20 protein-coding genes and 1 pseudogene are annotated in these 26,789 nt (G+C 72.5%); 15 read left to right on the top strand and 6 right to left on the bottom strand.

Annotated features, from left to right (window positions below; translation table 11 throughout):
• Positions 1-25 precede the first annotated feature (25 nt).
• From EV378_RS15645 to rutA, 3 genes are read left to right on the top strand one after another with little or no spacing between them, the layout of a single operon-like run.
• The gene (locus tag EV378_RS15645) at positions 26-1,420 is read left to right on the top strand and encodes an MmgE/PrpD family protein (RefSeq protein WP_132425775.1); all 1,395 of its coding nucleotides are present in this window, start codon (positions 26-28) and stop codon (positions 1,418-1,420) included.
• On the top strand, positions 1,410-2,426 hold the full coding sequence (locus EV378_RS15640; protein WP_132425772.1) for an LLM class flavin-dependent oxidoreductase: 1,017 nt from the start codon (positions 1,410-1,412) through the stop codon (positions 2,424-2,426). The genes EV378_RS15645 and EV378_RS15640 overlap by 11 nt, the downstream gene beginning before the upstream one ends.
• 11 nt (positions 2,427-2,437) lie before the next feature.
• On the top strand, positions 2,438-3,490 hold the full coding sequence (gene rutA, locus EV378_RS15635) for a pyrimidine utilization protein A (protein ID WP_132425769.1): 1,053 nt from the start codon (positions 2,438-2,440) through the stop codon (positions 3,488-3,490).
• 1 nt (position 3,491) lies between these two features.
• On the opposite strand, the gene EV378_RS15630 is transcribed toward rutA, so the two are convergent.
• A complete protein-coding gene (locus EV378_RS15630; RefSeq protein ID WP_132425766.1) occupies positions 3,492-4,916 on the bottom strand; it encodes a lipopolysaccharide biosynthesis protein in 1,425 nt (474 codons plus the stop codon).
• Between the two features lie 82 nt (positions 4,917-4,998).
• Here EV378_RS15630 and EV378_RS15625 point away from each other — a divergent pair, with 82 nt between their 5' ends.
• Positions 4,999-6,030 carry a hypothetical protein gene (locus tag EV378_RS15625; RefSeq protein WP_132425763.1) on the top strand — a complete coding sequence of 344 codons (1,032 nt, stop codon included), beginning with the start codon at positions 4,999-5,001 and terminating at the stop codon, positions 6,028-6,030.
• 49 nt (positions 6,031-6,079) lie between these two features.
• Here the strand turns inward: EV378_RS15625 and EV378_RS15620 are convergent, their stop codons facing one another.
• On the bottom strand, positions 6,080-6,688 hold the full coding sequence (locus tag EV378_RS15620; protein ID WP_132425760.1) for a TetR/AcrR family transcriptional regulator: 609 nt from the start codon (positions 6,686-6,688) through the stop codon (positions 6,080-6,082).
• Between the two features lie 131 nt (positions 6,689-6,819).
• Here EV378_RS15620 and EV378_RS15615 point away from each other — a divergent pair, with 131 nt between their 5' ends.
• From EV378_RS15615 to EV378_RS15585, 7 genes are all read left to right on the top strand, one after another.
• On the top strand, positions 6,820-7,971 hold the full coding sequence (locus EV378_RS15615; protein ID WP_132425757.1) for an acyl-CoA dehydrogenase family protein: 1,152 nt from the start codon (positions 6,820-6,822) through the stop codon (positions 7,969-7,971).
• Positions 7,968-9,509 carry an acyl-CoA carboxylase subunit beta gene (locus EV378_RS15610; RefSeq protein WP_207908681.1) on the top strand — a complete coding sequence of 514 codons (1,542 nt, stop codon included), beginning with the start codon at positions 7,968-7,970 and terminating at the stop codon, positions 9,507-9,509. Before EV378_RS15615 ends, EV378_RS15610 begins: the two co-directional genes overlap by 4 nt.
• 19 nt (positions 9,510-9,528) lie before the next feature.
• Positions 9,529-11,463 carry an AMP-binding protein gene (locus tag EV378_RS15605; RefSeq protein WP_132425754.1) on the top strand — a complete coding sequence of 645 codons (1,935 nt, stop codon included), beginning with the start codon at positions 9,529-9,531 and terminating at the stop codon, positions 11,461-11,463.
• Entirely contained in the window at positions 11,463-11,915 is a 453-nt protein-coding gene (locus tag EV378_RS15600; RefSeq protein ID WP_132425751.1) for a MaoC family dehydratase, read from the top strand. The genes EV378_RS15605 and EV378_RS15600 overlap by 1 nt, the downstream gene beginning before the upstream one ends.
• A gap of 59 nt (positions 11,916-11,974) precedes the next feature.
• A complete protein-coding gene (locus EV378_RS15595; protein ID WP_132425748.1) occupies positions 11,975-12,538 on the top strand; it encodes a Uma2 family endonuclease in 564 nt (187 codons plus the stop codon).
• A gap of 25 nt (positions 12,539-12,563) precedes the next feature.
• Entirely contained in the window at positions 12,564-13,394 is an 831-nt protein-coding gene (locus EV378_RS15590; RefSeq protein WP_132425746.1) for an HpcH/HpaI aldolase/citrate lyase family protein, read from the top strand.
• 98 nt (positions 13,395-13,492) lie between these two features.
• Positions 13,493-16,735, top strand: coding sequence for an ATP-binding protein (locus EV378_RS15585; protein ID WP_132425743.1), 3,243 nt, complete (start codon positions 13,493-13,495; stop codon positions 16,733-16,735).
• Here EV378_RS15585 and EV378_RS15580 read toward each other — a convergent pair.
• Positions 16,713-18,797, bottom strand: a complete 2,085-nt coding sequence (locus EV378_RS15580) for an alpha/beta fold hydrolase (protein ID WP_132425741.1) — start codon at positions 18,795-18,797, stop codon at positions 16,713-16,715. The genes EV378_RS15585 and EV378_RS15580 overlap by 23 nt on opposite strands.
• A 114-nt stretch (positions 18,798-18,911) precedes the next feature.
• Here EV378_RS15580 and EV378_RS15575 point away from each other — a divergent pair, with 114 nt between their 5' ends.
• Positions 18,912-19,607, top strand: a complete 696-nt coding sequence (locus EV378_RS15575) for an alpha/beta fold hydrolase (RefSeq protein ID WP_132425738.1) — start codon at positions 18,912-18,914, stop codon at positions 19,605-19,607.
• Between the two features lie 178 nt (positions 19,608-19,785).
• Positions 19,786-20,952, top strand: a complete 1,167-nt coding sequence (locus tag EV378_RS15570) for a serine hydrolase domain-containing protein (RefSeq protein ID WP_132425735.1) — start codon at positions 19,786-19,788, stop codon at positions 20,950-20,952.
• A 63-nt stretch (positions 20,953-21,015) separates the two neighbouring features.
• On the opposite strand, the gene EV378_RS15565 is transcribed toward EV378_RS15570, so the two are convergent.
• Both EV378_RS15565 and EV378_RS15560 read right to left on the bottom strand, forming a co-directional pair.
• On the bottom strand, positions 21,016-22,434 hold the full coding sequence (locus EV378_RS15565; protein ID WP_132425732.1) for an APC family permease: 1,419 nt from the start codon (positions 22,432-22,434) through the stop codon (positions 21,016-21,018).
• Positions 22,435-22,515: 81 nt separating this feature from the next.
• Positions 22,516-23,718: a macrolide family glycosyltransferase gene (locus EV378_RS15560; protein WP_132425729.1), complete on the bottom strand. Its 1,203-nt coding sequence runs from the start codon at positions 23,716-23,718 to the stop codon at positions 22,516-22,518.
• A 366-nt stretch (positions 23,719-24,084) separates the two neighbouring features.
• Between EV378_RS15560 and EV378_RS15555 the strand changes: the two genes are divergently transcribed.
• Positions 24,085-24,552 carry a hypothetical protein gene (locus tag EV378_RS15555; RefSeq protein ID WP_207908680.1) on the top strand — a complete coding sequence of 156 codons (468 nt, stop codon included), beginning with the start codon at positions 24,085-24,087 and terminating at the stop codon, positions 24,550-24,552.
• Positions 24,536-26,062 (top strand): multicopper oxidase family protein, encoded by a 1,527-nt coding sequence (locus EV378_RS15550; protein ID WP_243653478.1) that lies wholly within the window; start codon positions 24,536-24,538, stop codon positions 26,060-26,062. The genes EV378_RS15555 and EV378_RS15550 overlap by 17 nt, the downstream gene beginning before the upstream one ends.
• A gap of 282 nt (positions 26,063-26,344) precedes the next feature.
• Here EV378_RS15550 and mscL read toward each other — a convergent pair.
• Positions 26,345-26,740, bottom strand: a pseudogene (gene mscL, locus EV378_RS37075) (large conductance mechanosensitive channel protein MscL); the annotation flags it as partial.
• Between the last annotated feature and the right edge of the window lie 49 nt (positions 26,741-26,789).

The raw sequence follows: 26,789 nt of genomic DNA, 5'->3' as shown, positions 1-26,789 counted from the left end.
TCCGCATCACTGTCGAGGAGGACCCGTGACGATCGAGAGCCCGACGCGCACGTCCCTGGCCGGCCAGGTGGGCGAGTTCGTGGCCCGCACCGAGATCGGCGACGTGCCCGCCGACGTCCTCGAACGCGCCCGCCACCTGGTGCTCGACGCCGTCGGGCTCGCATGGGCGTCGACCGGGTACGCGTTCCCGGCCGTCGCCCTGGAGGCGCTGTCCGCGTTCGGCGGCGGGCAGCACCCGGTGCTCGGCATGCCCGACCGGCTCAGCCCGCGCGACGCCGCCGTGCTGAACGGTGTGCTGATCCACGGGATGGACTTCGACGACACGCACATCCCGGCCGTCACGCACGTGAGCGCCGCCGCGCTGCCCGCCGCGCTGTCCGCCGCCGTCGCGGCCGGCGCGAGCACGGCCGACCTGCTGCTCGCGTACGTGCTCGGTGTCGAGGTGTCGGCGCGCGTCGGGATCGGCGGCGCGGGCGGCTTCCACGACGTCGGCTTCCACCCGACGGCCGTCGCCGGTGCGTTCGGTTCCGCCGCGGCCGCCGGGAAGATCACCGGGCTGGACGCGCACGGCATCGCCGCGGCCCAGGGCGTCGTCGGCTCGATGTCGGCCGGGCTGCTGGAGTTCCTCGAGGACGGCTCGTGGACGAAGCGGCTGCACCCGGGCTGGGCGGCGATGTCCGGCCTGACGGCGGCGAGCTTCGCGAAGGCCGGCTGGAGCGGGCCGCCTGCCGTCTACGAAGGACGGTTCGGGCTCTACGCGTCGCACCTGTCCGGGCGCGAGACGCACCCGGAGGCCGTCGCCGCGGACCTGGGCACGACGTGGGAGCTGATGCGCACGGCCGTCAAGCCCTACCCGATCTGCCACTTCAACCACGCGTTCGCCGACGCGACGCTCGCCCTGCGCGCCGAGCACGGCATCCGTCCGTCCGATGTGGTCGCGGTGCGGGCGGCGATCCACCCGGTGCCGGGGAAGGTCGTCAGCGAGCCGCCGGAGGCGAAGTGGGCCCCGCGCGACGAGTACGACGCCAAGTTCAGCCTGCCCTTCACGGTCGCGGCGTCGCTCGTGCGCGGCCGGTTCACGCTGGCCGAGCTGGAGGACGACGCGCTGGCCGACGAGGAGATCAGGGCGCTGGCGCAGAAGGTGACCGTGCGCGAGGACCCGGACAGCGCGTTCCCGGCCGCCTACTCCGGTGCTGTCGAGTTCGAGCTGTCCGACGGGCGCGTGCTCACCCACCGCGAGCAGGTCAACCGCGGCCACGAGGAGCGTCCGCTGACGAACGCGGAGATCGAGGAGAAGTTCCGCGGCACGATCGGCCGGGTCGCCGACGACGCCACCGCGGCCCGTGTCCGCGACGCCGTGCTCGCGCTCGGGGACGACCGGCCGGCATCGCACTTCGCGGAGGCCTGTCGTGCCGGATGACGTGCGGGTCGGGCTGTTCCTGACCCACCAACGGCCAGCGGGCACCGACCCGCTGGCGATGCTGGACGAGCAGCTCTCGCTGGTCAGGGCCGCGCGTGACGGCGGTCTGGACTCCGTGTTCGGCGGCCAGCACCACCTCTCCGAGACCTACGCGCACATCCAGCCGTTGCCGTGGCTGGCCCGGGTCGCCGCCGAGGCCGGGGACATGACCGTCGGCACCGGCATCCACCTGCTCGCGCTGCACAACCCGGTCGACACCGCCGAGGCGTACGCGAGCCTCGACGTGATCTGCCGCGGCCGGTCGGTGTTCGGGATCGGTCTGGGCTACCGCGAGGTCGAGTACGCCGCGTTCGGCATCCCGCCGGAGGAGAAGCTCCGCCGCTTCACCGAGAACCTGCGGATCGTGCAGGAGCTGTGGCGCGGCGAGAAGGTGCACGCCGACCTGCCGTGGACCCGCCTGGACGGCGTCCAGGCCGAGATGCGCCCGATCGCGCAGCCGCCGGTCTGGATGGCGGCCCACGCGGACGCGGCGGTCCGTCGTGCCGCGCGCCTCGCCGACACGTGGATGATCAGCCCGCACGCCACGACGTCGACGATCCGCCGTCAGCTCGACCTGTTCCACGCCGAGCGCGCCGCCGCGGGCCGGGGACCGCTGCGCGAGCTGCCGCTGATGCGGGAGGTGTACTGCGCGCCGACGCGGGAGCGGGCGGTCGAGCTCGCCCGCCCGCACCTGGCCGGGAAGTACGCCGTCTACGCCGACTGGGGGCAGGACCGTGTCCTGCCCGGAAACGAGTCGTTCCGTACCGGTTACGACGAGCTCGCCGAGGACCGGTTCGTGGTCGGATCCCCCGAGGACTGCCTTGCGGCACTTCTGCCGTGGCGTGACGAGCTCGGCGTGAACCACTTCGTCCTGCGCACCGAGTGGGCGGGGATGCCGGTACACGACGCGCTCGCCTCGCTCGACCTGATCGCCCGTGAAATCGCCCCCGTACTGCGCACGAGCTGAGAGGAAGCCCAGTGGACTTCGGTGTCTTCATCCCCATCGCCAACAACGGCTGGTTGATCTCGGAGAACTCCCCTCAGTACATGGGGACCTGGGAGCTGAACAAGAACGTGGTGCAGGAGGCCGAGCGCCAGGGATTCGCGTTCGCGCTGTCCATGGTCAAGCTGCGCGGGTTCGGCGGGAAGGTCGAGTTCTGGGACCACGCGCTGGAGTCGTTCACGCTGATGGCGGGCCTGGCCGCGGTCACCGACCGGATCAAGCTCTACGCGTCGACGGCCGTGCTGACGCTGCCGCCCGCGCTGGTCGCCCGGATGGCCACCACGATCGACCAGATCGCACCCGGCCGGTTCGGGATCAACATCGTCTCCGGGTGGGCGAAGGGTGAGTACGAGCAGATGGGCCTGTGGCCCGGCGACGACTACTTCGGCTACCGCTACGAGTACTCCACGGAGTACGTGCAGATCCTGCGTGACCTCTTCGAGAAGGGCCGCTCCGACCTCAAGGGGCAGTACTTCACGATGGACGACTGCGTGCTCTCCCCGCAGCCGACCGGCCACGTGGACATCGTGTGCGCCGGCCAGTCCGACCGCGGGATGCGCATGGTCGCCGAGCTCGGCGACTACAACTTCATCCTCTCGCCCGGCGTGAACGACCCGGAGGTCTACCGGGAGTCGACGTCCCGGCTGGCGGCGGCCGCCCAGAGCACCGGCCGCGACGTCGGGTCGCTGCCGCTGTTCATGGCGATCATGGCCGAGACCGACGAGGAGGCCCGCGCGAAGTGGGACTCCTACCAGGCGGGTGCGGACGCCGGCGCGCTCGGCTACATGGCCGACGAGGGCGGCAAGGACGAGTCCGCGGACAGCGCGGGCACCGCGCGGACGATCAACCTGCCGGAGGGTGCGGTCAACTTCAACATGGCCACGCTCGTCGGGTCCTACGAGACGGTCGCGCGCCAGATCGACCAGGTCGCGACGATGCCCGGCGTCAAGGGAATGATGTTCACGTTCGACGACTTCGAGCAGGGCGTGCACGACTTCGGCACGCGCGTGAAGCCGCTGCTCGGGTAGGTCAGGGCCGCTCGATCCGCACCGTCTCGGCGTCGACCGGGGCGGTGCGGGTCGGCGCCGCCGCGAGGGCGTTCCCGTGCCGGAGCCTGCCGTGGACCAGCAGCGCCGCCGCCACCACCGACTGCCCGACCAGCCAGGACACGCCGATCCCGGTCAGGCCCCAGAACGGCGCCACGATCCACGACATCCCGATCACGATGACCGCGATCGAGGCCGGCACGCCGAGCAGCACCCGCATCCGCCGCTGCACCCGGGCCGCGGCCAGCGCGGAGGCCGTCACGACGTTCGGCAGCGCGGACAGCGCGGCGAACACGAGCGCGCCGGTACCGGTCGCCGAGTAGTGCTCGCCGAAGATGGCGAGGATCGGGTGCGCGCCGAGCGTGAGCACGGCGACCGCAGGGACGGTCAGGATCAGCACGCGCTTCGTCGTGGCGCGGCGGGCCTCGTCGGCGCTCGCCGGATCGGTCGCCGCGTGCGCCACCATCGACTGGGTCATGCCCGTCGCCACCAGGTAGATCGCCATCGTCATGGTCCAGACGATCTGGTAGGTCGCCGCCTCCGGTGCGTCGAGCCGGGCGAGGATGAGCAGCGGCAGACCGTAGATCGCGGCCTGCCAGAAGATCGACCCGGCGTAGTCCGTCCCGGCGAACCGCGCGATCGCGCCGACCGTGACGTCCTCGGTCTGCTTCGTCGTCGCCGAGTGCTTCGGCAGGACCCTGCCGAACACCCAGGCATTGACGGCGACGACCGCGAGGGCCGTTGCGACGATCCAGGACAGGCTGATCCCACCGGGGATCGCGACGACCGCCGCGACGACCAGCAGGCCGACCTTGAGCAGCGAGAACACGAGGTTCTCGACGGGCACGATCATCGCCTTGCGCAGCCCGGTCAGCAGGTTGTCCTGGACGTCGAACATCGCCATCAGTGGCGTGCCGACGGCGAAGAACACGACCAGGGCGCCCAGGCCGGCGACGCCCACCATCTCCGGTGCCCACCACGGCGCCCCGAGGGCGAAGACGGTGCCGATGATCGCGGCGGAGATGACGGCGGCGGTGTAGCCGAGCGTCACCAGCCGCGTCGACCGGGGGCCCGCGACCGGGACGAACCGCAGCAACGCGTTCTGCATGTTCAGGTGCGCGATGCCACCGAGCATGTTCAGCGTCGCCAGCGCCGCCGAGTTGATGCCCGCCTCGGTCGGCGAGAACAGCCGGGCCACGAGCACCCAGTACCCGAGCCCGACGGCCGACGACAGGCCGGAGGAGAGCACGAGGGCGAGCCCGTCGCGGTGCACCGGGGCGGTCCACGCGGCGAGTCCCTTGGCGTGCCGGGACGGCGGTCCGGCGACCTCCGGGGGCACCACGTCCTGGTCGGGCGTGGTGAGGGGCCCGACGTCCGTGCCGGACGGGGTGGGTGCGGGGTCGGCCACGACCACGAAGATTGCACATGGCAACGGCGGGCCGTCACCCGGTCCGGTAACGCCGCCGGGGGCCCGGCCGAGCACGATCATCGTGCGGAGAACGATCTGGGCGGCGGTGTCCGGTCTGTCCGTCGTCGCCCTCGCGGCGTGCGGCGGCCCGGCACCCGCGCCCGCGGCTCCGTCGACCGGGGCACCCGCCGCGGGTGCCGGACTGTTCGCCGGATCACAGCCGTGGACCGTGGACGTGTCCGGAGCGCCCGCCTCGGACCGCAGCGCCGCCGTACTGGCCGCGCTGAACGCGTCGGGCGGCTGGGGGAACGGGAACGTGTTCCAGGTCGACTTCGCGATGCCGGTCCTGACGGCGGACCCGGCGACGCCGCGGCAGACGGTCGTCGGGGCGGAGAACTACTGCGACGGCGGCCCGGACTGCGACCCGGTGCCCGCCGAGATCCCGGTGCCCGGCGGCGCGCACCTCGAGGGCTCCGACGACCTGACCTGCGATGCGGCGAACGAGGACTGCCACCTGCTGGTCGCCGACCCCGGTCAGCGGCGGCTGTACGAGATCTACCAGGGCACCGGCGACGGCGAGCGGATCACCGCCAAGGGGTTCTTCGTCTGGGATCTCGACCGCACCTACGACGACCTGCTGCGCGGACCGCAGTGCACGAGCGCCGACGCGGCCGGATTCCCGATCGCCGCGCTGACCCCGACCGCCGACGAGGTGGCGTCCGGCCGGATCGACCACGCGCTCCGGTTCGTCCTGCCCAACGACCGGATGAAGGCGGGCGTCTACGTCCCGCCCGCCACACACGCGGGCGGCCCGGAGAACGCCGACCCGGACGCGCCGCCGTACGGGGTGCACTTCCGGCTGCGCCCGGACCTCGACCTGTCGTCGTACAACCCGGCCCAGCAGGTCGTGCTGCGGACGCTGCAGACCTACGGCATGTACCTGTCCGACGGCGGCGAGATCGCTCTGACGTTCGCCGCCGACCGGAACGCGACGGCGAAGTGGGCCGACCTCGGGATCGACGCGCGGTCGTTCGCCGGGCTGACCGTCGACGACTTCGCGGTCGTCGACCACGGGCCGGAGGTGCCGTCGACCTACGCGTGCGAGCGGAACTGACCGGGCGACCCGGACCGTCCCTCGTCGCGTACGCGGGGTCCGACCGCGCTCATGCCCTGATGCCGGCCGTCAGACCTGCGGCGATGCGCTCTCCGAGCTGTTCGGGCGAGTCCGGCCCGGACGGGCGGTACCACTTGTACGTCCAGTTCGCGGCGCCCAGGCACATGTTCACCCAGACCTTCGGCGGCATGCCCAGATCCACCGACGGGTTCGCGCCCAGGTGGCGTTCGAGCGCGGTGAGGAACACGTCCTCGTAGGCGCGACGACGGCGCAGCAGCTGCTCGGCCAGCTCGGCGGGCAGCTCGTGCTCCTCCTCGAAGCAGACCTTGAGCAGGTCCTGGTTGCGGCACGTGTACGCGACCCGGGAGCTGATCAGCTCCCGGACGGCGTCCAGCGGCGTCGCCGCGGTGTCGACGACCTCGCGGGCCAGGCCCAGGCTCTCGTCCAGCACGTCCGAGTACAGGCGGACGAGCATCTCCTCCTTGGAGGAGAAGTAGTGGTAGAGCGTCGGCTTGGACAGACCCACCGCCGCCGCGATCTCGTTCATCGACGTGGCCCGGAACCCACGACGGCTGAAGATCTCCGCCGAGACCGTGAGCATCCGATGACGTTGCTGGTCGGCGCGCGACGGCGCGGCATCGCGCTCGGACACGGTCATCCACGCCTCCTCGTCCGGTCAGGGCCGGATCAACCGTAGCCGTGCCGACCGGACGGTTGACACGGTCACGACCCGCTCGATTGACTGTAGCCGACCGCCCGGTCGGTCGGGAGTCCAACGAGGGAGAGGCCATGAGCGACGGATCGTCGTGGGAGCTCGACGAGGCACACGCGGACTTCGCCGCGACCTGCCGCGCATTCGTGGACAAGCAGGTGCGCCCGCTCGTCGACGACGCCGAGTCGTCCGGCACGTTCCCGGCCGAGCTGTGGAAGCAGTTCGGCGACGCGGGCATCCTCGGGCTGTGCACACCGGACGAGTTCGGTGGCAGCGAGGGCGACAGCCTCGCCGTCGCGCTGCTCTCCGAGGAACTGGCCCGCGCCAGCGGCGGGATCGCGATCAGCCCGCTGGTCAGCGCGTACATGGCCGGCACCCACCTGGTCCGCTACGGCAGCGACGCGCAGAAGCAGCGCTGGCTCGCCGCCATCGCGTCCGGTGAGGCGGTCGCCGCGATCGCCGTGACCGAGCCCGGTACCGGATCCGACGTCGCGGGCATCACCAGCCGCGCCCGGACCTCCGACGACGGCTGGGTGCTCGACGGCCGCAAGATGTTCATCACGAACGCCGGGCTGGCCGACGTGATCGTCGTCGGGGCCCGCACCGGAGAGCCCGGCCACCGGGGTATCACGCTGTTCGCGGTATCGGCGGACACGCCCGGCCTGTCGTTCTCGACGCCGCTGAAGAAGATGGGCTGGCACTCGTCGGACACCCGCGAGGTCGTCCTGGACGGTGTCGAGGTGTCCCGGGACGACGTCGTCGGCGCCGAGGGCCGCGGCTTCTACCAGATCATGGACGGCTTCGAGCTGGAACGGATCGCGCTGGCCGGCATGGGGATCGGGCACGCTGCCGAGTGCCTGGAGCTGTCCCGGCGCTACGTGGCGGAGCGGGAGGCGTTCGGCGCGCCGCTGTCCGCGCTGCAGACCATCCGGCACCGGACGGCGACGATGGAGATCGAGCTGGAGGCCGCCCGCCTGGTCACCTACCAGGCCGCGGTGCGCCTCGACACCGGTCACCCGGAGGCGTCGCGGTCGGTCGCTCGGGCCAAGTACCTGTCGGCGGTCATGGCCAACCGGGTCGCCGACGACGCGGTGCAGCTCTTCGGCGGCGCCGGGTTCCTGGACGAGTCCGCCGTCGCCCGGCACTACCGCGACGTCCGCGTGCTGCGCATCGGTGGCGGCACCGACGAGATCCAGCTCGAGATCATGACCAAGGGGATGACCCCGTGAGCGAGGCACCCACGGAGCTGAAGGGCCCGCCGACCGCGGCCGACGTCAGCGCCGCCGCTGACCGCGCCCGTGCGGGCGGCGACCCGTCGCGCTGGCCGGACAAGATGCCGGTCCGCGACCGGCTGGCCGTGCTGTTCGACCCGGGCACGTTCGTCGAGGACGGGCTGCTGGCCTCGGCGATCGACCAGGGGCTGCCCGCCGACGGCGTGATCACCGGGGTCGGGCGCGTCGAGGGCCGCCCGGTCGCCGTGATCGCCCACGACTTCACGGTCAAGGCCGGCTCGTGGGGCGAGCTGACGTGTGAGAAGCAGATCCGCATACTGGAGCGGGCGGACCGCGACCTGCTGCCGGTCGTCTACCTGGTGGACTCCGCCGGCGGACGGCTCACCGACCAGATGGGCTTCTTCCCCGGCCGCCGCGGCGCCTCCGCGATCTTCAACCTGCAGGTCAAGCTGTCCGGGCGGGTCCCGCAGATCTGCTGCCTGCACGGGCCGAGCGCGGCGGGCGGCGCGTACATGCCCGCGTTCTGCGACTGGGTCGGCATGGTCGACGGCAACGCCTCGATGTACCTCGCCAGCCCGCGCGTCGCGGAGAAGACGACCGGCGAGAAGACCACGTTGGAGGAGATGGGCGGCGCGATGATGCACGCCACCGTCTCCGGATGCGGCGACGAGGTGTTCGACGAGGACTGGGAGGCCGTCGCGGCCGCCCGCCTGCTGCTGTCCTACCTGCCCGACGACTTCCGCTCGCCCCCGGCGTGGGCGCCGCCGCGGCTGCCCGAGCGCGAGGACTGGGAGGGTCTGATCCCGGAGGACCCGAACGCGTCCTACGAGGTCCGGGACGTGATCGACCGGTTCGTCGACGGCGGATCGTTCTTCGAGATCAAGGCGCGCTGGGCGGAGGAGATGGTCACCGGGCTGGCCCGGCTCGACGGGCGCGTGGTCGGGATCGTGGCCAACCAGCCGAAGGTCCGCAGTGGAGCGATCTTCGTCGACTCCGCGGACAAGGCGACCCGCTTCGTCTCCCTCTGCGACGCGTTCAACGTCCCGCTGCTGTTCCTGCAGGACGTGCCGGGCTTCATGGTCGGCGTCGGCGTGGAGCGGCAGGGGATCATCCGGCACGGCGCCAAGATGATCACCGCGATGGCGTCGGCCGAGGTCCCGAAGTTCACCGTCGTGCTCCGCAAGGCGTACGCGGCGGGCTTCTACGCGATGTGCGCGCCCGGCTTCGAGCCGCGCGCCACGCTCGCGCTCCCCACCGCGACGATCGGCCCGATGGGCCCGCAGGCGTCGGTGAACGCGGTGTATGCCAACAAGATCGCCGCGATCTCCGACGAGGAGGAGCGCGCCGCGTTCGTCGCCGCCCGCACGGTCGAGCAGCAGGCCGACATCAACCTGCTGCGGATGGGGTCCGACCTCGTCGTCGACGCCGTCGTCGAGTTCTCCGACCTCCGCTCCGAGCTCGTCGCCCGGATCCGCGACGCCGACCGCTGGACCCGTGACCCCGGTCGTCGGCACCATCCGATCAGCCCCGTCTGAACCCCCGAGGAGGACACCGATGTCCGAAGGCAACACGGACGACAGCCTCTCCGCACTGCTCGACGCTCCTCTGAGTCCATTGCGGACGGAGTGGAAGGTCCCGGAGCGCGTCGAGGCGCTCGCCGCGGCCCGCGCGTTCGACCACCCGGACCGGTACTGGGAATGGGTCGCGCAGCAGATGCGCTGGTCGCAGCCGTGGACGTCGGTGCGCTCCGGCGAGATCGACGACTTCCGGTTCTTCGAGGGCGGGAAGATCAACGTCGCGGACAACTGCGTGGACCGCTGGGCGGAGAACCCGCGCACGGCCGAGCGCGCCGCCGTCGTGTGGGAGGGCGAGCCGGGTGACACGCGCACGCTGACCTACGCCGACCTCGCCGTCGAGGTGAACCGTCTGGCCGCGGGTCTGGCCGGGCTCGGCGTGGCGAAGGGCGACGTCGTCGCGATCTACATGCCGAACCTCGTCGAGGCGTTCACCGCGATCCACGCCTGCAACCGGATCGGCGCGATCTACACCGTGCTGTTCTCCGGCTTCGGCGAGGACGCCGTCGCGTCCCGGATCGAGGCCGCGCGGGCGAAGGTGGTCGTCGTCGCGGACGCGATCTACCGGCGCGGCAAGCCGATCGAGCTGCTGTCCACGCTCCGCGGGGCGCGTTCGCGCACACCGTCCGTCGAGGCCGTCGTGGTGGTCGACCGGACCGGGAACGACGTGCCGCTGCAGGACGGCGAGCACCGCTACGCCGACGTGTGCGAGTCCGGCGCGGCCGGGATCGACGCCGTGCCGCTGGACCCGAACGAGCCGTCGTTCCTGATCTTCACGTCCGGCACCGAGTCGCGGCCCAAGGGCGTCGTGCACTCCGTCGGCGGGTTCCTGCTCGGGACCTGGGCGAACGCGCAGTGGCAGGTGGGCTACGAGCCGGGAGACGTGTACTGGGTCGCCGCGGACGTCGGGTGGCTGACGTTCCCGATCCAGGCCGTCGTCGGCGGGCTGGCAGGCGGCATGACGATCTGCTGCTTCGAGGGCGCGCTGGACACCCCGACCACGGCGAGGTTCTACGAGATCTGCGAGAAGCACGCGGTCACGAAGGTCCTCTGTGCACCGACCCTGATCCGCATGCTGCGCAAGTTCGGCGACGACCTGGCGGCCGCGCACCCGTTGGGGCTCAAGCTGATCACCGCGCAGGGCGAGCCGCTGGACGGCGACACCTTCGCCTGGGCCACCGAGACCTTCGACGTGCCGGTGGTGAACGCCTACGGCCAGACCGAGACCGGCTCCACCTGGACCTACCCGGTGTACGGCGCCGAGGACCTCAAGGCCGGGTCGGTCGGCACGCCGGTCCCCGGGCACGCGTTCGAGATCCTCGACGAGGACGGCAAGCCGGTCCCGCCAGGGGTGAAGGGGCACCTCGTGCTCACCGCGGCGTTCCCGACGCTGGCGCGCACCGTGTGGGACGACCACGCCCGCTACATCGAGACCTATTTCTCCCGCTATCCCGGCAAGTACGCGACGAACGACGAGGCCGTGCTCGACCACGACGGTCACCTCTGGGTGCTCGGCCGCGCCGACGACGTGATCAACGTTGCGGCGCACCGGATCTCGACGATGGAGATCGAGGCTGTGGTGACCGCGCACCCGGGCGTCGTCGAGGCGGCCGTTGTCGGCGTGCCGGACGCGACGAAGGGCACCGTCCCGATCGCGTTCGTGACGCTGGCCGGCGGCGCCGACGAGACGGCCGTCCGGTCCGAGGTGGACACCCGGGTGACGGCGGAGATCGGCGGGTACGCGCGGCTGGCGGCGATCCACGTGACGTCGGCGATGCCCAAGACGCGCACCGGCAAGACGATGCGGCGGCTGCTGCGCGACGTCGTCGTGCACGGGGAGCCGAGCGGCGACACGTCCGCCATGGAGGACCCGGCCGCCCTGGACGCGGTCACCGCCGTCGTGAAGGGAGCCTGATGGCAGGCCTGTGGTTCGAGCAGCTCGAGGTCGGGACGACCGTCGAGCACGCGACCCGCCGGACCGTGACCGAGACGGACAACGTCCTGTTCACGACGATGACGATGAACCCGGCGCCGTTGCACCTGGACCACGACTACGCGTCGCGCTCCGAGTTCGGGAAGCCGCTCGTGAACTCGATGTTCACGCTGGCGCTGGTGGTCGGCCTGTCGGTGCCGGAGCTGACGCTGGGCACGATCGTCGCGCAGCTGGGCCTGGACGGGGCGACGTTCCCGAAGCCGGTCTTCCACGGGGACACCGTCCGGGTCCAGACCGAGGTGATCGAGGTGCGCGAGTCGAAGAGCCGCCCGGACGCCGGGATCGCCGTGTTCTCCCACCACGCCTACAACCAGCGCGACGAGCTGGTCTGCACGGTCCGGCGCACGGGGTTGATGCACAAGCGCCCGGCCTGACGTCCCCGGAAGTGTCGGTGCCCCGTGCCACCATCTCAGGGACGGAAGGGAGGCACGCGATGACGGAAGCCCTGTCGTGGCCGCGACACCAGATCACGATCGAGGAATGGGATGCCCTGCGCGAGGCCGAGGATCTCCGGCTCGAGGTGATGGAAGGGATCCTGGTGATCGCGGCGCAGCCCTACGGCCTGCACCAGAGAGCCGAGCGTTACCTGGCGAACGATGTGGAAGCCGGGGTGCCGACCACGTTCAGCGCGGTGCACGAGGTCGAGGTTCTGCTGACCGAGCAGCCGCTGACGATCCGTGTCCCGGACGTCGTCGTCGTGCCGACAGCGTTGGTGGACGGCAACCCGCACCGGTACCCGGCCGCGGACGTTCAGCTGGCCGTGGAGATCCTCTCCGAGGGATCCCGCCGCGTGGATCGGGTGACGAAGTTCTCCGAGTACGCCGACGCCGGGATCCCGCAGTATTGGATCGTCGACCTCGACGATCCAATAACGCTCACGGCGTACCTCCTGGTCGACGGTGACTACGAGCTCGTCGCCGAGGCCACCGGCAGCGTCGACCTTGACGTGACCGGGCATCCCGTCCACATCGATGTCGCCGCCCTCACCCGCCGCTGACCGTCCCATCGGAGAAGATCGGGGCATGACCGCACTCGTCGCGCGCAGCCTGCTGTTCGTCCCCGCCACCCGCCCCGACATGGTGGCCAAGGTGGGGCGGAGCCGGCCGGACGTCGTCGTGCTCGACCTGGAGGACGCCGTCGCGCCCGGCGACAAGGACTCCGCTCGGGTGACGGCGGCCGAGACCCTGACGGCCGAGCGGCCGGGCGCGGGAACGGTGCTGCTGCGGATCAACGCGCCCGGCACCCCGTGGCACGACGAGGACGTCCGGACCGTGGTGGGTCTGCTCGCCGGCGGGCACGTCGACGGCGCGGTGCTCCCGATGTACGAGGCGCCCGACCAGCTCGCCGACCTGCGCGGGGCTCTCGGAGGCGACGCGCGCGTCGTCGTCGGACTGGAGAGCGTGCGCGGCATCGCCGACGCCAGGGAGCTGCTGGCCGCCGGGCCGGACGGTGTCTACTTCGGAGCGGAGGACTTCGCCGCGTCGATCGGCGGGCGGCGCACCACCGGCGGGACGGAGGTGCTCTACGCGCGCAGCCGGGTCGCGCTGTTCGCGGCGCTGCACGGCGTCACGTCGCTGGACCAGGTCGTCACGGCCGTCAAGGACGCCGACGCGTTCCGTACGGACGCCCGGCAGGCGCTGGACCTGGGCTTCCGCGGCAAGGTGTGCCTGCACCCGATCCAGGTCGAGGTCGCGCACGAGGTGTTCACCCCGACCGACGACGAGGTCGCGCACGCCCGCGAGATCCTGACGGCGGGGGAGTCCGGCGTCGGGCTGGTGAACGGCGAGATGGTCGACGCCGTCCACCTGACGATGGCCCGCACCGTGCTCGCGCGCGCCGGCGAGTCCGTCTGAGACGTCCGGTCCGTACCGCGAGTCCTGGTCAGGTCCGTCTGGGTGGGTCTAGCCTGTTCCGCACGTTGTCGTGGGGGTCACGCTGACGGGAGGGCCCCGTGGACGGGATCCTCATCCGGCTGTGCGGCGCCATGGCCGTGACCCGCGGCGGGACCGAGGTCGCGATCCCCGGGCGCAAGGCCCGGCTGCTGCTGGCCCGGCTCGCGGCGGCGAGCGGCTCGGTCGTCGCCGGTGACCTGGTCGAGGACCTCTGGCCCGACCGGCCGCCCGCCAGCCCGTCGGACAACATCGCGACGCTGGTCAGCCGCCTGCGGTCGGCGCTCGGACCGGAGGTCGTGACCGGCGGCCGGGCCGGGTACCGGATCGGTGGGCCGCCCGCCGTGCGGGTCGACGTCGTCGAGGCGCGGGCGCTCGCCACCGACTCCGGACGGCACCTGCGTGCCGGGGCGCCCGCGCTCGCGCTCGCGGCTGCGGACCGTGGCGTCGCCCTGCTCGACGGGGGCCGGGCGCTGACCGGCGAGCCGGACGCCGTCTGGGTCGAGGCGCTCCGGGCGGAGGCGGCCGAGGTGCTGCGGGACCTCCGCCATCTCGTCGCCGAGGCCGGTCCGGCGGTGGGGGACCACGCGTCCGGTGTGGCGGCGGCTCGCGCGGCGGCCGATGCCGACCCGCTGGACGAGCGGGCCCACCGCCTGCTGATGGCAGCGCACCGTTCCGCGGGGGAGCAGGACAGGGCGCTGGCGGTGTACGCGCGGCTGCGATCGGCGCTGGCCGAGTCGCTGGGCGTCGATCCGGACGAGCGGACGCACGCGCTCTACCTGGCGATCCTGCGGCACACACCCGCCCGGGCGGCGCCGCCCTCGTCGGAACCGGTGCGGCGTCCGGTCCCGCCGGGGCGCGACGGCGAGATCGCCGAGCTGACGGAGATGTGGTCGGCCGCGACACGCGGCCGGGCGGGCGCCGCACTGCTGGCCGGGGAGGCGGGCATCGGCAAGACGACGCTCGCCGAGGCGGTGGCCCGGCTCGCGGAGCAGACGGCTGGGCGGGTGCTGCGCGCCCGGTGCTACGACGCCGAGCGGTCGTTGTTCCTCCAGCCGGTGCTCGACGCGCTGGACCCGCTGCTGCGGTCGCTGCCCGCGGACCGGGCTCGCCGGCTGGCCGGGACGGGTGCGGGCGCCCTCGCCGCGCTGGTCCCGGAGGCCGCCGCCGTGCTCGGGGAGCCGGCGGCGGACCTCGCCGATCCGGAGGCCGGGCGTAGGCGGGCCTACGACGCGGTGCGGTCGTTGCTGCTGTCGCTGGCCGCGGAGCAGCCGGTGCTGCTGATGATCGACGACCTGCACAATGCCGGCGTCGCGACCGTCGAGCTCCTGCACTACGTGCTGCGGAGGGCGTCGTCGGCGCGGCTGCTGGTCCTGGCCACTGTCCGCTCCGAGGAGGGTGCCGACGTGCTGGCCACGCTGGGCGAGGTCGCGGGCCGGGTCGACGTCGCCGTCCTGGCCGCCTCCGCGGTGAGCCTGCTGGCGGCGAGGGCCGGCGTCCCGCAGCACGCCGAGGACGTCCTGCGGCGGACCGGAGGACACACGCTGTTCGTCGTCGAGTCGCTGCGCGCGCTGGCCGCGGGCGAGGCGGGCGTCCCGGAGTCGCTGCAGGGTGCGGTCGCGAGCCGGCTGCGCCATGTCGACGACGACGCGCAGCGGGTGCTGCGCGCGGGAGCGGTGCTCGGCGCCGCCGTCGAACCCGATCTGGTCGCCGCACTGCTCGACCTCCCGCGACCGGAGGCGATCCGCCTCTGCGAGCACGCGGCCGCGGCCCGGATGCTGGTCCCGGCGGGCGCCGGGTACGAGTTCACGAACGACCTGCTGCACGAGGCGCTCTACACGTCGACGCCGGAGCCGACCCGGATCGCACACCACCGCCGCGCGGTGGAGCTGCTGGCCGACCGTCCCGAGTCCCTCGCCCGCCACGCCGAGGCGCTCGGCGACCTGCACCGCGCCGCGAGCGCGTGGCTGGCGGCGGGGGAACGGGCCGCGTGGCGGTGCGCGACCGCGGACGCCGCATCGCTGCTGGACCGGGCCGTCCTCGCCGTCGCGGGCGTGAACGATCCCGCGCTGGCCGGCCGGGTCCATCTCGCCCGGTCGTGGGTCCGCGAGGTGCTGGCGCGCTACCCGGGCGCCGTCGACGACCTGCGGGTGGCGGGGGCGTCGTTCCGGGCCTCCGGCGAGCGGCGGATGGAGGTCGCCGTCGTGCGGCGGTTCGCGGGCCAGCTGTGCACCGCGCTGCCGATCGACGAGCTCGTCCGCCGGTTCGAGGCGGGTTCCCGGATCGCCGAGGAGCTCGACGACCCTGGCGCGCAGGCCGAGCTCCACGGCGGCCGCGCGGTGCTGGCGGCCAACCGGCTGGACTTCCCGGCGGCGTTGCGGTTCGCGCGGCTCGCCGTCGCCGCGGGCCGTGCGGCCGGGAGCGACGAGGCACTCGCGTACGGGCTCGACGGCCTGAAGACGGCCCACGCCTACCTCGGCGAGACCGGCCTGCTCGCGCCGGTGCTCGACGAGCTGGTGCCGATCCTGGACCGTCTGGAGTGGCTCGAGTTCCGGTGCTGGGCCGCGTTCGAGGGGGCGATCCCGGCCGTGGCCGCGGCCGACTGGGACACGGCGGCGGGCCGGATCGACGCGGCGATCCGGATCCGGGAGCGGAGCGGCATCCGGTCGATGGATCCCTGGCTGGCCGCGCACCGCGGATGGCTGGACCGGCTGCGCGGCCGGCACACCGACGCCGTCGACCGGGGACGGAGTGCGGTCGCCGCGGCCCGGGCGGCGCCGCACGACTGGTGGCTGCCGGTGGCGAACGCGCTCCTGGCGACGACCCTGATCGAGACCGGGGAGCCCGACGAGGCGGCCGCACTGCTCGTCGAGGGCTGCGCGGCCGCCCGTCGCGGTGGCGCCGAGGCCTACCTGCTGCGCTGCGTCGCGCCGCTGGCCGAGCTGACCGGGGACGACGACGCGCTGGACGAGGCGGACGCGCTGCTCTCCGGTATCCGCGCGCCGGAGGGCTCGGCGTGGCTCGCCGGCGGCGACGCCTACCTGTCGGTCGCGCGGGCGTGGCGGAACAGGGGCGAGGCGCGGCGCGCCCTGGTCGTGCTGCGCAGTCTGCTGGAGCCTGCCGAACGGCTGCGCTGGGTCCCCTGGCAGGCGGCGGGAGCGCTCGAGCAGGCGCGCGCCCTGTCCGACCTCGGCGAGCACGCCGCGGCGGTGGACCGTCGCGACCACGCGCGGGCGCTCGCCGAACACCACGACATGCCGTCGCTCGCGACGGCGGCGGGCACTACAGCAGCTCGGCCAGCCTGACCGCGACGCGCGCGGCGCCCCCGGGATCGACCGGCGCGTGGTCGACCTCCCTGCCGATCTCCGACGCGATCGCGTCGGCCAGCACGTCCGGATCCAGCCCGTCCCAGTCCATCCGGCGTCCGGCCCGGTGGCGCGCGAGCCGGTGCGGAACGTGCAGGTTCTGCTCGAAGTGCCTGCGCAGCGGTACGTAGAGGAACGGTCGCCGGTTCGCGGTGAGCTCCATCGTGGTGGTCAGCCCGCCGTGCGTGATCCCGAGATCGCAGGCCGCCAGGCGCCGGTACAGGTCCGGCACCCACCCGTGCACCTCGACTCCGGGCGTCGGCGGCAGCGTGGCCGGGTCGATCCGCGGACCGGTGACGACGACGGTGCGCAGCCCGTCCACCCGGCGCGCGGCCAGCGGCACCGCCTCCAGCACGCGTCGCAGCAGGGGCAGGCCGACACCCGTCCCGCCGGCCGTGAGGAGGCAGACCGGTTCGCCGTCCGCCCACCCCAGCTCCTCGCGGATGCCCGCCCGGTCGGCGTCGGCGATCGGGGTGAAGCCGGTGACGTAGCCGGGGAACGCGTAGTGGTCCGCCGTCCAGTCGCGGATGGACGGGAGGCCGGGGCCGAACGCGTCCGGCACGACGTCGTCGAGGTCACCGACGAACAGCGCGGCGTCGCGCAGCCGCGGGTACCGCTCGACCTGCTCGATCATCTGGGCGTTCTGGTCGGCCGTCAGCCCGGCCTCCCGGTCGGGCGCGTCCGGCATCGGCAGGACGCCGACGAAGTCGGTCAACCACGCGTACGCGCTGCGCTTCAGCTCGGGGTTCTCGTGCAGGTGGTGGTCGAGGTCCCATGCCTCGTCGCCGACCAAGAGGTCGTGGTGCTCGGTCCGGGCGATCTCGTCGAGGACGTGGAAGTTCGCCACGAGGATCTCGTCCATCGAGCGGACCGCCTCGAACACGTTGAGGTCGTGCTCGCCGCACTCGGACTCGACGTGCCCGGACTCGCTGGCCAGCCACCGCGACGCCGGGTGGATCCGCTCACCACGCGCGGCGAGCACCTCGGTGACCGGGTGCTGTGCGAGCCACTCGATCTCGACGTCCGGGCGCAGCGCGCGCAGCTCGTCGGCGATCGCGAGGTCGCGCCGGGCGTGCCCGAGCCCGATCGGCGAGGAGAGGAACAACGCCCGCCGGGGCCGGTTCCGGGCGGGCGTCCAGGACCGGGGTGCGCGGACCCGCCCGGTCACGGTGTCCGCGAAGTCGCGGATCAGCAGGTTGGTCCGGACCGGGTCGCGACCGGTCGGGACGTGGCCCGCGCCGCGGAGCCGGACGAACGTGCCCCCGGTCCACTCGGCGACCTGCTCGCCCAGCGATACCGGCACCATGAGGTCGTCGTCGCCGTGCAGCACGAGTACCGGGCAGCGGACGCGTGAGCAGGTCTCCCGCGCCTCGTCGATCGTCGGGCGGCCGAGCCCGTCGAAGAAGTCGATCAGTACCTCCGGCGTGGTGCCTGCGGCCCAGGAGACCGCGTCCTCCCACGGCTTGATCGAGTGCGGGTCGGAGTAGCAGGCGCCGAGGAAGAACGCCGCGAAGTCGGCGTACTCCTTCGCGATGTAGTGCCGGTTGATCTTCTGCTCGCCCTCGTAGGAGTCGCGGACGTCGTCGTAGCCCGGCACGTCGAAGATCATCGTCGGGGCGATCGCCACCACTCCGGCGACCCGGTCCGGGTGCGCCGCGGCGAGCTCCAGCACCTGGCGCCCGCCCGCGGAGAGTCCGACGGCGACGGCCCGCGCCGTGCCCGTCGCGTCCAGGACGGCGACGAGGTCGGCGACCAGCTGGTCCATCGTGTACGACTCCGGCCCGCGCGGACGTCCGCTGCCCCCGTTGCCCCTGCTGTCCACCACGATCACCCGGAAGCACCGGGCCAGGAACGGGACCTGCGCCTTCCACTGCCGGGCCTGCACCAGTGGCATCGACGACGGCAGCAGCAGCGCGGGCCCGCCGGTGCCGTGGACCTCGTAGCGGATCGTCACCCCGTCCCGCTCCAGGGTGGCCTCGACGTCCGGGTACCGAGCGCGCATGACGGACCTCCTCGCCGGTGGGGTCGTCAGGGTCGCGCGCGACGTTGCAGCCGCGTGGCAATGCCGCCGCAACGACCCCGGCGACGCTTCCGCCCCGACACCGAGGAGGACGACATGACCACCACCTACGTGCTGGTGCACGGCGGGTTCGTCGACGGCACCTACTGGGCCGAGACGGCGGCCCTGCTGGAGAAGGAGGGCCACCGGGTGCTCGTCGCGGACCTGCCGAGCACCGGGACCGACCCGGCCGAGCTCGGCGACCTGTACGCCGACGCGACCGCCGTGCGGGCGATGCTGGACACCGTGGACGGACCGGTCGTCCTGGTCGGACATTCCTACGGCGGCATGGTGATCACCGAGGTCGCCGATCACCCCGCGATCGTCAGGAGGGTCTACCTCAGCGCGTTCTGGCCGGCCGGGGGACAGTCGCTGCTGGACCTGATCGGCGGGGAGCTACCGCCGTCCGGCTGGATCGTCCCGGTCGCCGACGGAGCCGCCGTGCGCGTCACCGACGACATCGACGTGGCACGCGAGACGCTCGCCGCGGACGTCGACCCGGCGCGGTTCGCCGCGTTTCACGCGGGGTTCCTGCTGTCGTCGGCCTCCGCGATGGGGGTGGCCGGCACGGCGCCCGAGCGCGCGCACCCGGTGACCTACGTCGTGCTCGGGCGGGACAACGCGATCCCGCCGGAGGCGCAGGAGGCGATGGCCGCCCGCGCGGACGACGTGCAGCGCATCCCTCGGTCGTCGCACTCCCCGATGCTCGCCGATCCGGAGGGTCTGGCCTCGCTCCTGGCGCGGCTCGCCTGACGCCGTGGACGAGCGACGACGCGGCGGCCCGGCTCGTCCGGGCCGCCGGTACGCCGGAATGGCCTGAGCGCCGTAGGGGTCCGGGGCGGTCGGCCCAACCTCCGCCCGCCGTATGGCCTGGATCACATCCACACGGTTAGCGTCGCCCCGACATCCCGGACCTCAGCGTGGAGGCGTCATGACCGCGACCGTCGGCTCGGCCGAACAGATCCAGTCGCTCCTGTCCGCGGCGGTGGCCGACGGGCGCGTACCCGGCGTCGCCGCGATGGCGGGCAACGCGGCGGGGACCACCTACACCGGTGCGTTCGGCAGCCGCACCGGTTCCGAGCCGTTCACCCCGGACACCGTCACCTGGCTCGCGTCGACGACGAAGGCGATCGTCGCCGTCGCGGCACTGCAGTGCGTCGAGCGCGGCGAGCTGGATCTGGACGCGCCGATGGGCGAGCTGTTGCCGCAGCTCGCCGCCCCCCAGGTCCTCGAGGGCTTCGACGACGACGGCACGCCGCGGATCCGGCAGGCCCGCACGCCGATGACGCTGCGGCACCTGCTGTCGCACACCGCCGGGTACGGCTACCACTTCTGGAACGCGGACGTGCTGCGCTACCAGGGCGAGAACGGGATCCCGAACATCATCGAGTGCCGCGATGCCACGCTCGCCACGCCACTGACGTTCGACCCGGGCACGGCGTGGCAGTACGGGATGAACATCGACTGGGCCGCGAAGGCCGTGGAGGAGGTGTCCGGCCGGTCGATCGGGGATTACCTGCGGGACAACGTCCTCGACCCGCTCGGCATGCGGGACACGACGTTCACGCTCTCCGCCGAGCACCGCACGCGGCTGGCCGGGATGAGCGCGCGCACGCCGGACGGGCTGGTCGCGATCGAGTTCGAGATCCCGCAGGAGCCGGAGTTCCAGATGGGCGGCGGCGGGATGTACGGCTCGCCGTCGGACTACCTGCGCTTCCTGCGGATGCTGCTGCGCCGAGGCGAGCTGGACGGCGCGCGGATCCTCGCGCCGGAGACCGTCGACATGGCCCGGCGCAACCAGATCGGTGATCTCACGGTCGGGCGGATCCCGACCGTCGACCCGGCCAGCTCCTACGACGTCGACTTCCTGCCGGGCACCACGAAGAAGTGGAGCCTGCTCGGCATGCTCAACGTCGAGCGGACACCGGCGGGGCGGTCGGCCGGGAGCCTGTTCTGGGCCGGGCTGTGCAACTCCTACTACTGGGTGGACTGGGACGCCGACGAGTGCGGGTTGATCGTCACCCAGATCCTGCCGTTCGCCGACCCGGTCGTCCTGGACCTGTTCGACCGGTTCGAGGACCTGGCGCGCGCCCTCTGACCCGGCCGGGTCACCCGGGCGGCACGGACGTCCACACGACCGTGCCGGCCGGGGCCCGGTGACTCAGTCCAACTTGGACGGATCCAGCGTCGCCTGCTTCACCCCGAGACGGCGGTTCAGCAGGATCGTGATGCCCCACAGGACGAACCCGAGCACGACGAGCGCTCCCGCCAGCTCGTACTCGATCGCGTCCCGGCCGGAGAACGGCAGGACGAGGTAGGCGGAGACGACCGTGCCGATCACCGGCAGGACCGTCGGTGCGCGGAAGTGGTCGGCGTCGACGCGGTCCTTGCGCAGCACCAGCACCGCGATGTTCACCACGGTGAACACGGCCAGCAGCAACAGCGACGTCGTGCCACCGAGCGCCGGGACGACGTCGGTGTCCTGTCCGAGCGAGACGTAGGTGATCAGAGCGAACGAGATCAGCGTCGTGAAGATGATCGCCACCCACGGCGTGCGCCGGAACGGGTGCACCCGGCCCAGCTGCTTGGGCAGCACCGCCTGGTTCGCCATGCCGTAGAGCAGGCGCGAGGCCATCAGCATGTTGATCAGCGCCGTGTTCGCGACGGCGAACATCGAGATGAACGGCAGGATCGCGTCCGCCGGGATCCCGGGGGCTCCGGCCCGCACGACCTCGACGAGCGGGGTCTCGCTCTCGGCCAGCACGCCGACCGGAACCAGTGCGACCGCGAACACCGACACCAGCACGTAGATCACACCGGTGATCGACAGACCGGTGAGCATGACCTTCGGGAAGATCCGGCGCGGCTCACGGCACTCCTCGGCCATGTTCACCGAGTCCTCGAAGCCGACCATGGCGAAGAACGCCAGCGCGGTCGCGGCCGACACGGCGAGGAACGTGCTCTTGCCCTCGCCGTTGGAGAAGATCAGGACCCGCGACCAGTCCGCGGTGTCGCCGGTGATGGCGAACAGCCCGACCAGGATCACCAGCAGCAGCCCGGACAGCTCGACCATCGTGAGCACCACGTTGACCTTGACGCTCTCGCCGACGCCGCGGAAGTTGACCGCGGCGACGACCGCCATGAACCCGAGCGCGATCAGCATGATGCCGCCTGCCGGGAGGTCGAGGCCGAAGCCCTCGTCGAGGTTCGCCGCGAACGCACGCGACGCCGTCGACGCCGACGTGATGCCGGAGCTCATCACCACGAACGTGACCATGAACGTCAGGAAGTGGATGCCGAACGCCTTGTGCGTGTAGAGCGCGGCGCCCGCGGCCTGGGGGTACTTGGTGACCAGCTCCAGGTAGGAGAACGCGGTGATCATCGCGACCGCGAACGCGATCAGCAGCGGCAACCACGCCGCGCCGCCGACCTCCTCGGCGATGTTGCCCACGAGCGCGTAGATCCCGGTGCCGAGGATGTCCCCGACGACGAACAACAGCAGCAGGCCCGGGCCCAGCACCCGCTTGAGGGCCGGCTGCTCCTCCTCGGTCCCCGCCGCCGTCGTCGGTGATTCGGCCATCTGCCCCAGCTCCCCCCGGATCGGTACGAAACGACCGGTACAGAGTGCTGGTCCCATGCGGTGCTGTCGAGCACGGAGCGGTCACGCCGCGACGAGGGCCTCCAGGGCGTCGGCGCCGGTCACGGCTCCGTTCGAGGCGCGCAGGCGGGTGCTCATCGCGCCGACGGCGTTCCGGACGGCGACGTCGCCGACGACGGCGTCCACGGTCGAGCGCAGCGACGCCGCGTCCACCGTGAGCGGGTCGAGCCGCCGCCCGCAGCCGATCTCCTCGATCCGCCGCGCGTTGGCCTCCTGCTCCGGCATCTGCGGCACGCCGATCTGCGGAACGCCCAGGTAGAGGGCCTCCATGGTGGAGTTCATGCCGTTGTGCGTGACGAACCCGGCGGCGTGGGCGAGCACCTGCACCTGCGGCACGTGCGGGTGCGCCTCGACGTTGTCCGGCAACGGGCCGAGGTCGTCCGGGTCGGTCCGGTCGCCGATCGCCATCACGACCTGCCGGTCGTCGTCGGCGAACGCCTCGGCACACGTCCGGAAGAACTCCGGGCGGTCGTTGAAGACGGTGCCGAGCGAGACCAGCAGGACCGGCGTGTCCGGGTCCCGCGGTCGCCACGCGTCGTCCGCTCCGGTGCGACCGGCCACGCTCGGCCCGCAGAACACGAACGACCCGTCGAACGTGTCGCCGGCCGGCTGGAACTCGCGGGGGATGAACACCAGGTTGAGATCGCCGGGGCAGCTGAACCCCTCGGTCGCATCGAACCTCAGGCCCTCGGTCGAGGCGAACGCGGCGATCCGCTCGCCGACCGACCGGAACGCCGTCTCGAAGACCGACGCCTTCGGTGACCTGGCCATCACGTCGCGGCGCAGGGAGAAGTGCTCGTTGCTGGCGAACGACGGGTTCAGCGAGACGAACGGGAGATGGAGCCGTTGCGCGACAAGGGACGTGACCGGGCTCATCGCGTCCCCGCATACGGCCGCGGGCGGGTCAGCGGCGAAGCGCTCGGTCAGGACCGGGAACGTCTGCTCGACGGACTCGGCGAACGCGTCGATGCGCGGCGCACGGGGCTCGTCGGAGGCGGGTGCGCCCGGCGCCGGAGGCGGGACGTCCGGCATGCGGAACGGTGCGGGTACCGGTTCCGCGCCCGCCGCGCGGACGGTGTCGAGCATGTCGTCGCCGGTCGCGTAACTGACTCGGTGACCGCGGCGGACGAGCTCGGTGACCAGCGGCAGCGTGGGCGTCACGTGCCCCGCCGCCGGCATGCTGACGAACGCGAAGTGTGTGCCCATGCCCCCGCCCGGGTCGGAAACGATCACCGACGAGCCTGGCACGCGCGCGCGGAGGCGGCCGGGGCGAACCGGGACGAAGTGGACCGAGAGCTCGGTCACAGGGGAGTGGTCCCCGGCACGCCGGACCCAGTGGGGGGGTCCAGATCCGGCGTACCGGGAGTTCGTGGCCCGTGATCGGGCACGTCAGAAGTGTGCGCTCTCGCGGCGTGGTGTGGGCACTAGTTCATCTGTTTTGACGACATGGGTTCTCCCGGTCCTGCGCGGACGGGGATTTCATCGTCTTTCGGTATGGGCAAGGAGGTCTCACGGGCGTTCACTGCGTTGCGTCACGCACGAGTGACGCCCGTCACCTGCCCGGAGGAAGCCATGCGTACCGCGTACCGCGTCGTCGCCTACCTGATCGCCGCCGAGGTCGTGATCCAGGCCGCCGCGATCGCCTACGCGCTGTTCGGGCTCGGCGCCTGGATCCAGGGTGGCGGCGTGCTGGACAAGGCCGCGATGGAGAACGAGTCGAGCGACTTCGCCGGCTCCGGCGGTTTCGCGCTGCACGGGATCAACGGCGAGATGATCGTCCCGTTGCTGGCCCTGATCCTGCTCGTCGTCTCGTTCTTCACGGGCGTGCGCGGCGCGGCGAAGTGGGCCGGGATCGTCGTCGGCGTCGTCGTGCTGCAGATCCTGCTCGGCGTGTTCGGCGACGGCCTGCCGTTCCTCGGCATCCTGCACGGCGCGAACGCGCTGGTCCTGTTCGTCGTCGCGGTGATCGCCGCCCGCCTGTCGGTGGGCGCGGTCGGTGCGGGCAAGGTCGGTGTGTCCGAACGTGCTGACGTCGGCTGAACCGGGAACACCACCCCCGCTGACCTCTCCGGACCCGGTGCGCCCGCGCCGGGTCCGGCGTCTGCTCGCCCTGCTCGCCACGGTCGCGGTGCTGGCCCCGATCGCCTGGCTGTGGTGGGACAGCACGATGCCGTCCACCTACTCGGTGATGGACATGGGCACGCCGGACCTCGGCGGCGGGCCCGGCGACCCGCACATGGGCCATTCGATGCCGGGCATGACGCGGAGCGTGGACGAGCTGCGCGACACGTCCACCGCGCCCGCCGCCGTCGCGGTCACGCTCGTCGCCCGCAAGCAGGTCTTCCGGCTGCCCACCGGTGAGCAGGTCGACGGCTTCACCCTGAACGGGGAGTCGCCGGGACCGGAGCTCCGTGTGGTGCAGGGCCAGACGGTGCAGGTGCGGCTCGTGAACGAGTCCGTCCCGGACGGCGTGACGCTGCACTGGCACGGCATGGACGTGCCGAACGCCGACGACGGCGTGGCCGGCGTGACGCAGGACGCGGTCCGGCCGGGCGGGGAGTTCACGTACCGCTTCGTCGCGAAGGACGCCGGCACGTACTGGTACCACTCGCACCAGGTGGCGAACCCGCAGGTCCAAGGTGGACTGTTCGGCGGGCTGGTCGTCGCGCCGCGCGGGGCACCCGCGGAGCCGGAGACGACGGCGCTGGTGCACCACTACGGCAGCAACCGCACGGTCGACGGCCGCACCGGCGACACAGCGGTCGCGGCGGCCCCCGGGTCGCGGATGCGGGTGCGGGTGGTGAACACCGACAACGGGCCGATGTCGACGTGGGTGACCGGGGCGGCGTTCCGGCTCGTCGCGATCGACGGCACCGACGTGCACGGTCCCGCCACGGTGTCCGGGCAGGCCGTGACCGTGACCGCGGGCGGACGGGCCGACCTCGATGTCGACGTCCCGGCCGACGGGTCCGGTGCGCGCGTGGAGATGGGCGGTGACGCCGCACTGATCGTCGGCGCGACGGGCGCTCCGCCCCCGCACTCGGCGAAACCGGCCGTCACGCTGGATCCGCTGAGCTACGGCACGCCCTCCCCGCTCGGCTTCGACCCCGCGAGGGCCACCCGGAACTTCGACTACACGGTCGGCCGGTGGCCCGGATTCGTCGACGGTCAGCCGGGCGTGTGGTGGACGGTCAACGGGAAGATGTGGCCGGACGTCCCGATGTTCGTCGTCTCCGAGGGCGACGTCGTCCGGGTACGGATCGCGAACACCAGCGGCGAGGTCCACCCGATGCACCTGCACGGGCACCACGCCGTCGTCCTCGCGAGGGACGGCGTCGCGGCCACCGGCAGCCCGTGGTGGGTGGACACGCTCGACGTGGCCGACGGCGCCACCTACGACGTGGCGTTCGTCGCGGACAACCCCGGCATCTGGATGGACCACTGCCACAACCTGAAGCACGCGGCGGAGGGCCTGGTCGCGCACCTGATGTACACCGGCGTCAGTACGCCGTACCGCGTCGGGGGCGACGCCGGGAACGACCCGGAGTAGCCGTCAGTTCCGCGGGTCGGCGTGGCGACGCCTGCGGGGAGGCGGCCGCACGCCGTCCACCGCCACGCCGGCCGGGCGGGGCTGTGGCCGCGTCGCGTGCTGCCGTGTCGCCGGGTCCTGGCGCGGCGCCGGCTCGTACTGCCGCGTGTGCTCCGGGTATGGCGAGTCGGGGTAGGGCTCGTAGCCGTTCGACGGTTGCGGGGGCAGGTGGGCCGTCCGTCCGGAGGCACTCGGGCCGCCGACCCCTGCGGTGCCCGCGCCCACGTTCAGCGCGTCGAGCCGCTCGGCACGCTCTTCCTGCGCGAGCAGCAGATCGCGGATCTGGGTGAGCAGCTCGACGTCGGTCGACTCGGCCGGACCGTCCTCCTCGCCGCGGCGGCGACGCTCCTGCAGCCACTTCATCGGGAAGACGACCAGGAAGTAGATCACCGCGGCCGTGATGAGGAACGTGATGATCGCGTTCAGGAAGCTCGCGTAGTCGAGCTGCACCTCGTCGGTGAGCGGGATCGTCCCGGGCGGGATGGCGTTCTCCCCGCCGGAGAACAGCCGCAGCAACGGCTCGAGGAACGACTTGGTGAACGACGTCACCACGGCCGTGAACGCGGCACCGATCACGACCGCGACGGCGAGATCCACGACGTTGCCGCGGAGCAGGAAGTCCTTGAAGCCCTTGAGCATGCTCGCTCCTCGCACGAGGGGTCGGGCGGTCCGCCGAACGACCATAGAC

Source organism: Pseudonocardia endophytica (assembly GCF_004339565.1).
GTDB lineage: Bacteria > Actinomycetota > Actinomycetes > Mycobacteriales > Pseudonocardiaceae > Pseudonocardia > Pseudonocardia endophytica.
The sequence above is the reverse complement of the archived record's forward strand: the minus strand, read 5'-3'. Positions and strand labels throughout refer to the sequence as shown.